Raw genomic sequence first — 11,281 nt, forward strand, 5'->3', positions numbered from 1 at the left:
CCACCCTGATTTTGGTCAGTATCACTACTAACCACTCAACAAGTACGTCAAAAGATTGAGATACTCTAACGCAGTAACGGGCGCACCCGAACTTAGCTAACAAGAATGCTCACCAAGTTACACGACTCCAAGACCATTTTCAATCCTCAAGCAAGACTGACTTTCACCGACCATCAGTTCTCTGTACTTGCCGCTAAGATTTACTTATCTCATCAACGTCTAATATTTATTAGATTCTACACAGAATTAGAATACCTGTCAATAGGTTAAAACGAATTTAATTCTAAATTCATTGATTTTAAATGGAATAACAGCAACGAAAAGGCCACCAATCAAGATGATTGGCGGCCTTTTTTGCAGAACGGATATTGCACATGAAGTTCAAATTTATTTCTCGATAAAAGTTGATGTTAGCTAGTCATTTTTTGAATGATTTGGTAATTAGTATTTGAAGATGTGAGCTGAGAGAGTTGATCATTGTTGTTTGAATAGCTAATTTCCTTTTCAATTTGGAAGAGGGGGCGGTGCTTTACTTCGGTGAAAATTTTACCGATGTAAGTCCCAACGACGCCCAACGCGATTAGGTTTAAGCCCCCGAGAAGCCAAATTGAAATCATTAGGGATGACCATCCAGCAGTTGGATTGCCAACGACTTTTTCAAAGAGAGTGTAGAAAATTTCAATACCCGCCACACCTAAGACTAAGATACCCAGGTGGAGCAAAAGACGGATAGGTTGAATGCTGAAGCTCGTAATGCCATCAATAGCAAAGGAGAGCATTTTTTTCAAGGGATATTTAGAAGTTCCCGCCTGTCGCTCGCCCCGTTCGTAGTAGACTTTAGCAGAGTTATAGCCAACTAAGGGAACCATAGCTCGTAGGAAAACGTTGCGCTCTGGCATGGCAAGTAGCGCTTGAACTGCTGTCTTACTCATGAGACGAAAGTCAGCGTGATTTGGAACCATTTTGACCCCTAGCCAGCCGGCTAATTTATAAAAAGCCAATGCCGAATTTCTTTTGAACCAAGTATCGGTTTGCCGGCTAGAACGAACCGCATAGACAATTTCATTGCCTTCAAAGTACTTTTCGACCATTTCAGTGATGATACCGGGATTGTCCTGTAAGTCAGCATCCAGAGTAATCATCATGTCAGAAATTTTACTAGCCTCGGTCATACCTGCCAGCAATGCGGGTTGGTGGCCAAAATTTTTAGAAAGCTTGACCCCAATAATATCACCGTTGTCCTGTTCTTCTTTTTGAATAATAGGCCAAGTTTGATCCTTGGAACCATCATCTACAATCATAATAAAACTATCGGCTTGAATCAGGTGGCCTTCAATTAGTTGTTGTTTAATTTGACGGAGAGTTGTCAAAGTAGTGGTTAAAACTTCTTCTTCGTTATAAGCGGGAAGAATTAGTCCGAGTGTTGGAATTTGAGAGCGTGAAAGCATTGATAGAAGCCTCCTGTAAGATTAATAAATAGATGAAAGGTCGTAAAGGGTTGAGCTCGAGTTGCCACCCATGCCCATACCACCACGATTAGTGGTTGAACTTTGGGTTGTGGTGCTTTGAGTTTTACTGTAAGTAACTGCTTTACCGTTCTTCTTCACCCAGGCTAAGATTTTGCTGATTTGACCATCGGAACTCTTTGATTGGTTACCGGTTACGAAGTACTTCAATTGACCGGTCTTAACCAAGTTTTTGAATTGCTTCAAGGTCATAGTTGGGTCGGTACCGTTGTAGCCTCCAAGAGCCATGACAGCCTTACCGGACTTAATGATGTAGCCAGAAGATGAGTTTGAATCTGTTGTGGCAAAGAGGTACTTTGCTGAACCTTGGTGCTTTTCAGTATATGAGAGTAAGTCAGAGTTAACTTCGCCACCCATGTCAGATGAGCCCTTTGAACTGAGGAGAGATGGGCTTGCAAATGGAATTGCGGCTGAAGTATGAGAGAGAGTTGGTGTTAGGGCCCAGAAACCAGCCATGGCAAAGACAGCGGCGGCAGTTACGAGAACCTTGATTTTTGCACCGAATTGGCGAGGCAAGAACCACCAACCGGCGAGCAAGATAGCCAAAACGACTAAGATAACGCTAATAACTGAGTAATAACTTGAAACGTAGTAAGCTTGCAAGAGCAATGTTGAAAGGACGGTAATGCTTAAGAGAATCCGGGCAACTAGTCCTTGATTAAACTTAGAACGAGCTGGTGCTTGGTTGACTGCATCATCACTTTCAAGGAGTGCAGCTGCGGGTGTTTCTGCATTGTTCGTGTTGTCAGCTTCATTCTTGCCAGCTTTCATCATCTTAGCAACGGCAGTAACTCCAATAGCAGTCAAGGCTGCAATTGCTGGGGCTAACATAATTGTGTAGTAAGGGTGGAAGAATGAGGCAACTGAGAAGAAACCATAAACAGGGACGAACCATCCGGCCCAAAGTAAGACATCTTCTTGTTGTGATGAAACGTGGTACCACTTTGATCCGCGCTTTCTAAAGCCGAACCAACCGGCTACCATACCAAGAATAGCAAATGGTAAGAACCAACCGATTTGTGAGCCAAGGTCGGCTTGGAAGAGACGGAATGGACCAGCAGTTCCGATTGCAAAGGCGCTACCGATTCCGCCGCCCATGCCACCGCGGCCACCAGCTTTACCATTCATCTTACCCATCTTGCCAGTTGGACGAGTTCCGGTCATTTTCTTGCCAGTTGGAGCTGTACCAGACTTTGATCCAGTCGGCATTGTTGGTGGTGTGCCAGACTTTGAACCAGTTGGACCTTGTCCACCGGTTGGTGGCGTACCACCAGGAGTTGTTGTACCTGTCTGACCGTTAGTCGTGGTTGTTTTGGTTGTTGTTGATTTACCAGCTTGTTGGCCAAAGTTTTTCATTTGACTATTTTTAGATGAGCTTTTGCCCATGCCGGCAAATGTACCGCCTGTACCAGTTGACTGACCCAGCAAACGTTGAGTTCCGTTGTAACCAAAGGCCAATTCCATCAAGGAGTTGGTTTGAGAACTACCAATATAAGGACGAGAACTCTTATTAGCTGAATCAACGGCCATTGGGTAAGCCAGGGTAAAGACTGCTAATGAAACCAGACCGGCACCAAGCCAGGCAGTTTTCTTTTTCCAAGGTTGTTTGATAGCAACCCAGTAGTAGACCAGCATAGCTGGTAGAATCATGAAGGCTTGCAACATTTTGACGTTGAATGCCACGCCGATCAGGCCGAAGCTGATCATAACAAGCCAAAGATTTTTCTTCGTCACAGCCTTTTGGAGAGTGAAGACGGCTAAGAGTAGGAAGAGGACCAGGATGGCATCCATGTTGTTCGTTCGTTCGTTAGCAACAACCGTTGGTGTCAACGTCATGGTTAAGGCAGCGATACGGCCAGCCCAGGGTCCAAACTTTGGTGTTAACAAACGGTAGATGAGGTAGACAGAGGCGATTCCAGCTAAGACACTGGGAAGGACGACTGACCAACCATGAACACCAAAGATTTTGGCTGAAATAGCCATGAACCAAAGGGCTACTGGTGGCTTATCAACGGTAATGAAGCCAGCCGGATCAAAAGCTCCGTACCAGAAGTTTGACCAGCTCTTGGTCATTGAAGTAATAGCGGCTGTATAGAAGCTATTGGCGCTGCCGGCATCCCAGATGCCCCAGCCAAAGAGGAAGGCACTGAGGACTAAAATGCCCACCAGATACCAATCCATTTTTTTTAATTTATTTATTTGCACATGCAAACCCTCCTTCATTCGAATAGCCTTAGTCTAGTCCGCTTTGCCTATATAAAAATTAAGTGAGCATCAATTGAAAATTAAATTATCCAACTCTTGTGTCAATATTGTTGGCTAAATTTTCAAGAGGTCTTTGCTATAATTAAAAAAAGAAAAAATAAGGAATATAAATTATGAAAATTTTAGTGATTCAAGGGCATCCAGATGAGCAGTCCTTTACCCATGCCAATGCGATGAACTTTTATCAAACTGCGATCGATAAGGGGCATGAAGTAGAATTAGTTGATTTAGCCACGGCGGACTTTGACAGTGTGCTGCGGTATGGCTACCGCCAACATATGGAAGATGAGAGCTTTCCTAAGTCGGTTCAGGAGAAAATTCGCTGGGCAGATCGGATTTCATTTTTCTTCCCTGTTTGGTGGTCAGCTGAACCCTCGTTGATGAAGGGGATGATTGATCGGGTCTTTACTCCTGGTTTTGCTTATAACCGTAAAGACGGTAAAATTGTTAAACACTTATCTGGTAAAAAAGCTGATATTTTTACAGGTTCAAATTTTGGTGGCTGGTACTATAAGATGTTCGGTAACGTGGTTAGCCGCTACAAGTACGGGATTTTTGCCTATACGGGCATCAAATTAAATAAGGCCTTCGTGTTAGGACACATGGATTCTGGTGTGACACAAGAACAGCGTGAAGCCTACATTAAGAAATGTGCTGCAACGATTGACTAATAAAAAATGCGACGACTAGCAAAAAAACTAGTCGTCGCATTTTAATTTGGTTAGGGATTAATCTGGTTGTGATGAGTGAGGCAGAAAGTCAACAGGAAGTGACTTAATCAGAAAGTCAGCCATTTCTTCGGGGCTTTCCTCTGTACCGTTGACAAGCCAAGTCATTAAGACGTGGAAAGTTGCGCCATAAACAAAGACATGCTTATATTCAGGTTTGAAGTTAGGCATGTGCTTGGCTTTGATTTCTTCAGCTAACTGGATATAGAACTCATAAATATGGCTGGACAATCCCCGATTGATTAGCAAGGTAAACCGCTCCGCCTCCATTTTGAAGGCGATAAAGGAATCACGGATACGATTCCAAGAGGTGTTTTCTGTGATTTCATGATTTGGATTTTTTTCGTGTTCTTTTTTATGTTGCTTAATAATGAAGCAGGTTAGATAGAAATCAAGGATATCTTCAATGCTATCAAAATTTCGATAATAGCTAACGCGAGCCACTTCAGCTGATTTGATTAATTGGGAAACGCGAATTTCAGAAAAGGGTTGATGTTCCAATTGCATAAAGAAGCCATCAACAATTTTTTCTTTTACTCGAGCATTTTCTACTTGGCTGTGTTTCATTATTATCCTCCACGGCACTTCGTCGTTGCCTCGATTATATAACAAAAAAACTTTAAGTGAAACAGGTTGACTCAGTTAAATTTAACTGATACACTATGTAACATGATGTCTGGTACAAATTGTATCAGTGAAAGGAATTTTAAGATGAATACTGAACGTAAGTACAATCGAACGTTAGTTCTTATCGTGATGATGGTTGCCGCAATTGCCGGTGCCTTGATGCAGACTTCCCTTGGAACTGCAATCCCCACGTTAATGACAGCCTTCAATATTAACTTATCAACTGCACAGCAAGCAACAACTTGGTTCTTGCTCTTTAACGGAATGATGGTTCCGTTGTCTGCCTACTTGGCTAACCGTGTCCCAACGAAGATTTTACACTTCGTTGCCTACATTTTGCTCTTTATTGGTGTGTTGATTAGCACGCTAACTCCTGAGCATAGCAATGTTTGGTGGCTCTTCGTCGTTGGACGGATTGTCGCAGCGATTGCCTTTGGAATCATCATGCCATTGATGCAAATCGTCATCTTGAACATGTATGCACCTAAAGAACGTGGTGCTGCCATGGGAATGATGGGATTGGTTATTGGAATGGCCCCAGCCTTTGGCCCAACGCTTTCAGGTTGGATTTTGCAAAAGGATCACACTATCCTTGGATTGACATTGTCAAATGACTGGCGATCAATCTTTGTAATTCCATTGATTTTCATTGTGATTGCCATTATTTTGACACCATTCATGATGGAAAATGTTATTGAAACAAAGAAGATGAAACTTGATTTCCCTTCATTGGCTCTCTCAACAGTTGGTTTTGGTCTCTTCTTGTGGGGCTTCACTAATGTTGGTACAGATGGTTGGGGTGACTTTACTAATGTTGTCTTCCCAATCGCGGCTGGTGTCTTGTTGATTCTTGTCTTTGCTTGGCGTCAATTGAAGTTGCCAGTACCTTTCTTGGATATTAAGGTTTTTGCCAAGAAGGACTTTACGATTCCAACTGTAGCTTTGATTCTAGCAATCATGGCTATGTACGGTGTTGAAATGATGTTGCCAACATATTTGCAAAATGTGCGTGGCTTGACTCCTTTCCATTCAGGTTTGACTTTGTTGGGTGGAGCGTTGTTCATGGGACTTATGAGCCCAATTGCTGGTATCTTATACAACAAGGTTGGAGTAAAATTGCTCTCATTTGTTGGTTTCTCAGTGCTAGCATTAGGAACTTTACCTTACATCTATTTGACTGCCGCAACACCAACCATTATTATTTCAGTTTTGTATGCTGTTCGAATGGCTGGAATCGCTTTGGTAATGATGCCATTGACGACGTCAGCTATGGGTGCCTTGTCTGATGATAAGGCTGCCGATGGTACTGCTGCTAACAACACGTTGCGTCAGGTTTCAAGTTCAGTGGTTGTTGCTTTGTTGACATCCGTTGTTCAAAACACAATTACTAACAACTTACCAGCCAGCTCAATGAAGGTTACTGACCCAATCAAGTATGCTGATAAGGCTTTGAATGCCTCAATGGACGGATTCCAAGTTGCCTTCATCATCAGTATGGCCTTTGCTGTTCTTGGTTTGATTGTTGTACTCTTCGTTAAGAATGATAAGGGGGCTGAATAATGATTCTTTGGATTATTGTTGTATTAATTGTTCTAGCCGCTGCAAGTTGGCTGTTAATTGCTAATCGCTGGCTACAAGTTATCATTGGTGCCATCTTTACTATCGGTGCCGTTATCGCAGTTGCACTATTAGCTGCTAACATGGATAGCCACTTTGGGATGGAAAAGCAAACAGTTGTGACGACTAAGGAAGTTTACTCCGTTGCTCCTGCCCAAGTTCCAGTTGGAATGGCAGCTGTTAAGAAAATTGGAACAAATAACTTTGTTTTGGTTTACAAGGACAAGGCGACTGACCAACAGGGAACAGCTCACTTTGTTCCAAATAAGAATGACGTTGTTGAAGCAGTTAAGCAATCTGCTAATTATACAAAGGTAACGTCAGACAAAGCTCAAGTTAAGACAACAACCACAAAGTGGGTTTACAAGTCTAACTTCTGGCGTGACATGTTTAAGCAAGACGGTGAAGACAATGTTATCAAGGTTCAACATACACTAGAAGTACCAACTTCTTGGCAAATTGTTGAAAAGTAATTCTGCTCACTAACCACTTTATAAATCTTCATGAGTTTTTCCAAGCACCCGGATTCTGCTTTCCGGGTGCTTTTTTGTGTTTATTTTAGGAAAGTCTGTGTATAATCAAGTTAGACACCAAATTGAAAAGGTTGGTTACAGTATGTTAACAACGTTTATTTACCTATTTTTAGCTATATTTATTATTGCCGGACTAGCAATATTTTTAGACAAGCAAAACTTTATTTTTGCTAGTTTATTGATGTTTTCATTGATTATTATTCTTTTGGCTCTTTATTTACGACTTGCTGGTTGGATTATTGACCGGCAAATACCAGTTTTGAATATCTTAATTATTCTGCTACCGCCAGTATTATTGGTTACTGTGGTAGTCTGGTTAGGCCGCAATACCAGTATTATTTCGCACAAAGAAGGAAAGAGTTTTACTGCTAAATTATCGCTATTTTTGGCGCTCAGCATTCTCTTTGATTTTTACTTAATTTTCTTTGTTGGTAACATCCATGGCAAGTTCTTGATTTTTAGCTACGCACTAGCTGTGATGGTTTACAATACATTTTTCTTATTATTTATCAGCTATTTGCTCTATTCATTTCTATACCAAATTTTACCGACACCTAAAGGTGCCAATTATTTAATTGTTTTGGGATCCTATGTCCATGATGGCAAAGTCACCCCTTTGCTGCAAAGTCGAGTTGACCGAGCCTTATCCTATTACCATCAAGCTGGCGAAATAAAGCCGAAGTTTGTGGTTTCGGGTGGTCAGGGCTCTGATGAAAGTATTTCGGAAGTTGGTGCCATGCGTAATTACTTGCTGAGCGTTGGGGTTCCGGATAGTGATATTTTAGTTGAAGACCAGTCACGTAATACATTTGAAAATTTTATGTTCAGCAAAGAAAAAATTTTGGAAGATTGGCAGAGCAGTAAAAAGCCGATTATCTTATTTTCAACTAGTAATTATCATGTGACACGAGCAACACTCTTTGCAAAAAAGATTGATTTGGATGCTCGTGGAGGTATGGGGGCACCAACATCCTTTTACTTCTTGCCGACAGCTTTGATTCGTGAATATATTGGAATTTTATCCTATTATCGTTTGTTAACTTTCTTATTATTCTTGATTGAAGCTTTCTTAGCTTATTTATTGGCATATTAAAAATCAGATAAAAAACCATCCTCAGATTTAAGAGGATGGTTTTTTCTGTTTTAAAGCGTGATGGCATTATAAATTAATAGGGCACAACCGACTAAAAAGATAACGCCACCCCAGAAGAGTTGGCTGATGACGCTGCGATCACCGAAGTAGAGACGAATTAAAGGCAAAAAGCTTCCCAAAATTACAATTAAAATTCCGAGGACTACTAAAGCTAAACCGATTAGACCGAGCATAACAAACCTCCAATAGATTTAATGTATGTAAACAAAGATAATGTACTCTAAAAGAGAGCGAAATGCAATTTATAGTAAATTAAAAATAATAAAGCCTAGACCGATTAAAAAAAGAAAACCGGCAATATAAATTAGTGGAATCATGCTAATGTCACCTTGACGAGCAAGTGAAATGCCATGACCAGCTGCAAAAATAATAATTAAGAGGCCGAAGGCAACGACCGACAATCCAATAAGCATGAGGGCTCCTTTTTGTTAAACCATTTAGATGCTATCTATTATAAAGGATAAAAGGCGGATGCTAAAGGTTTTTTAAATAAAAAGTTCAAGCCAATGATTGGCTTGAACTAGGTCGGTTGGACTATGATTTAACAGGGGTGACTAAGAAATTTTCGTTGAAATTATCTGTTAAAGCGTGGTGAAAGTTTTGATAGGAAGTTGTAATCATGTCCTTTAACGCGTTTTTAGTATAAGAGCCGATGTGAGGTGTAATAATAACACGGGGATAAAGATTGGAGAATTGATTGAGAATGGCGAATTTTTCATCTGTTAATTTAGGTTCTACTTTGCCAAAAATCGCAGATTCGTTTGAAATGACATCAGTCGCAAAGCCCTTAATTTGTTGGCTTTTGATGGCATCTATGATTGCCTGCTCGTCTGTGACTTCGGCTCGAGAAGTGTTAATAAGAATAGCTGATGATTTCATCAGTGCTAATTCTGTTTTGCCAAAGAGTTTAGTAGTTTGACCCGGTGTATGTGGAATATGGAGTGAGACAATATCGGAGTGCTGGAGTAAAGTGGCTAAATCCGTATAAGTGAGCCTGTCCGTTAATTGCGGATTTCGTTTGACATCATAGCCAAGTACCTTAGCGCCGAGGCTTTGCCAAAGTTGCGCTTCGGCAGCACCAATACTGCCCGTTCCGATAATACCGACTGTGAGATCTTGGATTTCAGCAACGAAGTTACCAACTTGTGGTCGAAAATCCATGGTATGAACCGCAACAACGGAACTAGTTAATGCCCGGTATTGCATCATTGCCAGTGAAAACGCTAAGTTGGCGACTGCCATTGGCGAATAGGTTGGCACATAGGCAACGATTTGATTGTTGTGCTTTGCCTGGTCAAGGTCGATATGGTTATAGCCAACTGTACGAGTGAACACATATTTAATACCGTAGCTTTTAAGTTGATTGAGGTTATCTTTATCAGCAATGCTATTGGCACGTAGCAAGATTCCATCATGATTTTGGCAGAGCTGGATATTGTCAGCCGTCAAATTTTCCTTCTGGTAAGTCATTTGATAGTTATAGGTATTCAGAGCTTCAAAATAACTAATTTCGTTTTCTCGCGTTCCAAATGAAATAATCTTAAATGACATTTGAGCCTCCTTTGCTATTTAAAGATGGGCAACTCTTTTAATAATTCGATGATAATTATCCAAAATGGCAGGGCGATGGTCGCGGCAATTGTTGAAATTAACGATGCATTGGCTGCCAGAAGACTTTCCCGGTTAAAGGCCATGGCATAGTTGACGGCGACTGTCGCCACCGGTGTGGCCATCATGATAACCATTGTTGCCAATGCAGTTGAATCAACAGGCAAGAGATGGAAAGTTGTGGTTGCGATCAAGAGACCGGCCATAATAATTGGTACCAGAATAACCTTATTAAAAGAGTAGTACCATGATGTTTTATTTTTCAGGGCTTTGGTTAGTGACATTTGACCCAGGTTAGCACCTATGGCTAGCCAAGCTAGTGGTGAAGCAAGTCCTGCTAAAAGTTTTAACCAAGTGAAAAGCCAAGGCACGGTAATATCAATTCGATAAAAAGCAACTTGACTATGGTCGATACTTACTTGTGGGATTGAATTTTGAATTAGCCAAAGGAACAGCCCGATAAATGTTGCTAAAACAATCGGATTCAATAACATCTTTTTGATATGTTCCCCACGAAATTGTTCACCAGACATTTTGATATAGGCGTAGGAGTAAAGAAAAATACGATAACCAATATTAAAAACTGAAGCGTACATAACTCCTTTGGCACCATAGACTGCACCAACAATAGGCATTCCAAAAAATGTGGTTGACCCGAAACTAGTTAAAATTCCGAGGACACTTTTTGTTCCAGAAGCGTAGCGGAAATAAAGTAGAGGCATCAAGATAATTAAAATAATATAAATTAACAGTCCCCACACTAAAACATCAAGACTTTGAATTAAAGTTTGATGGCTTAAGGGGGTTAGAAAAGCAGTGAAGGCAAGAAGGGGGAGTGCGACTGTCATAGTGATAGTTGTGAGTGTTTTAACAGCATCAGCACTTAATTTTTGACGTTTTCGTAAATAAAATCCGAGAATTATTGTGCCGAGCGTTTCGACGATGGCAGTTATAATCTGAGTGTTTGTCAAAGCTTTCGTAATGGCTGAACCGATATTCATGTGAGTCTCCTTTTTGAATCAACTCCTATTTTTGTTAATCGTATCACAATGAAATTGATCGGTATTTTAAATATGTCAGGAAAATTGACCTTAAAACTGTATAACATTTGTCATAAAACACATGAATCTAAGGTTGTTGAATAATCAATTTTCGGGTATACTATTAATATTCTTTATGAGAGATACAAAAAGCCCCAGCCTTGATGGCTGGGGCTTTTTGTTG

Annotated in this window: 11 protein-coding genes; 4 read left to right on the forward strand and 7 right to left on the reverse strand. The window is 40.8% G+C overall.

Features of this window, described 5'->3' with window-relative positions; all coding sequences use genetic code 11:
- Nucleotides 1–410 precede the first annotated feature (410 nt).
- Complete coding sequence (locus tag AOQ29_RS01240) at nt 411–1,448, reverse strand: glycosyltransferase family 2 protein (RefSeq protein ID WP_061992738.1); 1,038 nt, start codon at nt 1,446–1,448, stop codon at nt 411–413.
- A gap of 21 nt (nt 1,449–1,469) precedes the next feature.
- Entirely contained in the window at nt 1,470–3,749 is a 2,280-nt protein-coding gene (locus AOQ29_RS01245) for a glycosyltransferase family 39 protein (RefSeq protein ID WP_407645461.1), read from the reverse strand.
- A 155-nt stretch (nt 3,750–3,904) separates the two neighbouring features.
- Between AOQ29_RS01245 and AOQ29_RS01250 the strand changes: the two genes are divergently transcribed.
- On the forward strand, nt 3,905–4,462 hold the full coding sequence (locus AOQ29_RS01250) for an NAD(P)H-dependent oxidoreductase (RefSeq protein WP_061992740.1): 558 nt from the start codon (nt 3,905–3,907) through the stop codon (nt 4,460–4,462).
- Nucleotides 4,463–4,519: 57 nt separating this feature from the next.
- On the opposite strand, the gene AOQ29_RS01255 is transcribed toward AOQ29_RS01250, so the two are convergent.
- Nucleotides 4,520–5,086 carry a TetR-like C-terminal domain-containing protein gene (locus AOQ29_RS01255; protein ID WP_061992741.1) on the reverse strand — a complete coding sequence of 189 codons (567 nt, stop codon included), beginning with the start codon at nt 5,084–5,086 and terminating at the stop codon, nt 4,520–4,522.
- A gap of 144 nt (nt 5,087–5,230) precedes the next feature.
- Between AOQ29_RS01255 and AOQ29_RS01260 the strand changes: the two genes are divergently transcribed.
- From AOQ29_RS01260 to AOQ29_RS01270, 3 genes are all read left to right on the forward strand, one after another.
- Entirely contained in the window at nt 5,231–6,706 is a 1,476-nt protein-coding gene (locus AOQ29_RS01260) for an MDR family MFS transporter (protein ID WP_061992742.1), read from the forward strand.
- On the forward strand, nt 6,706–7,236 hold the full coding sequence (locus AOQ29_RS01265; RefSeq protein WP_061992743.1) for a DUF4811 domain-containing protein: 531 nt from the start codon (nt 6,706–6,708) through the stop codon (nt 7,234–7,236). Before AOQ29_RS01260 ends, AOQ29_RS01265 begins: the two co-directional genes overlap by 1 nt.
- A gap of 97 nt (nt 7,237–7,333) precedes the next feature.
- Nucleotides 7,334–8,389 (forward strand): YdcF family protein, encoded by a 1,056-nt coding sequence (locus AOQ29_RS01270; RefSeq protein ID WP_061992744.1) that lies wholly within the window; start codon nt 7,334–7,336, stop codon nt 8,387–8,389.
- Nucleotides 8,390–8,439: 50 nt separating this feature from the next.
- Here AOQ29_RS01270 and AOQ29_RS01275 read toward each other — a convergent pair whose 3' ends face one another.
- The 4 genes from AOQ29_RS01275 to AOQ29_RS01285 form a co-directional block, all read right to left on the reverse strand.
- Nucleotides 8,440–8,622, reverse strand: coding sequence for a hypothetical protein (locus tag AOQ29_RS01275; protein ID WP_061992745.1), 183 nt, complete (start codon nt 8,620–8,622; stop codon nt 8,440–8,442).
- 69 nt (nt 8,623–8,691) lie between these two features.
- Nucleotides 8,692–8,862, reverse strand: coding sequence for a hypothetical protein (locus AOQ29_RS07650; protein WP_158530735.1), 171 nt, complete (start codon nt 8,860–8,862; stop codon nt 8,692–8,694).
- A 121-nt stretch (nt 8,863–8,983) separates the two neighbouring features.
- Nucleotides 8,984–10,000 carry an NAD(P)-dependent oxidoreductase gene (locus AOQ29_RS01280; protein WP_061992746.1) on the reverse strand — a complete coding sequence of 339 codons (1,017 nt, stop codon included), beginning with the start codon at nt 9,998–10,000 and terminating at the stop codon, nt 8,984–8,986.
- Between the two features lie 14 nt (nt 10,001–10,014).
- The gene (locus tag AOQ29_RS01285) at nt 10,015–11,058 is read right to left on the reverse strand and encodes an AEC family transporter (protein WP_061992747.1); all 1,044 of its coding nucleotides are present in this window, start codon (nt 11,056–11,058) and stop codon (nt 10,015–10,017) included.
- Between the last annotated feature and the right edge of the window lie 223 nt (nt 11,059–11,281).

Source organism: Fructobacillus ficulneus, assembly GCF_001047075.2.
Taxonomy (GTDB): domain Bacteria; phylum Bacillota; class Bacilli; order Lactobacillales; family Lactobacillaceae; genus Fructobacillus; species Fructobacillus ficulneus.

Coding starts and splice junctions, on each gene's coding strand:
- AOQ29_RS01240 (WP_061992738.1), bottom strand. CDS start 1,448: ATGCTTTCACGCTCTCAAATTCCAACACTCGGACTAATTCTTCCCGCT.
- AOQ29_RS01245 (WP_407645461.1), bottom strand. CDS start 3,749: ATGAAGGAGGGTTTGCATGTGCAAATAAATAAATTAAAAAAAATGGAT.
- AOQ29_RS01250 (WP_061992740.1), top strand. CDS start 3,905: ATGAAAATTTTAGTGATTCAAGGGCATCCAGATGAGCAGTCCTTTACC.
- AOQ29_RS01255 (WP_061992741.1), bottom strand. CDS start 5,086: ATGAAACACAGCCAAGTAGAAAATGCTCGAGTAAAAGAAAAAATTGTT.
- AOQ29_RS01260 (WP_061992742.1), top strand. CDS start 5,231: ATGAATACTGAACGTAAGTACAATCGAACGTTAGTTCTTATCGTGATG.
- AOQ29_RS01265 (WP_061992743.1), top strand. CDS start 6,706: ATGATTCTTTGGATTATTGTTGTATTAATTGTTCTAGCCGCTGCAAGT.
- AOQ29_RS01275 (WP_061992745.1), bottom strand. CDS start 8,622: ATGCTCGGTCTAATCGGTTTAGCTTTAGTAGTCCTCGGAATTTTAATT.
- AOQ29_RS07650 (WP_158530735.1), bottom strand. CDS start 8,862: ATGCTTATTGGATTGTCGGTCGTTGCCTTCGGCCTCTTAATTATTATT.
- AOQ29_RS01280 (WP_061992746.1), bottom strand. CDS start 10,000: ATGTCATTTAAGATTATTTCATTTGGAACGCGAGAAAACGAAATTAGT.
- AOQ29_RS01285 (WP_061992747.1), bottom strand. CDS start 11,058: ATGAATATCGGTTCAGCCATTACGAAAGCTTTGACAAACACTCAGATT.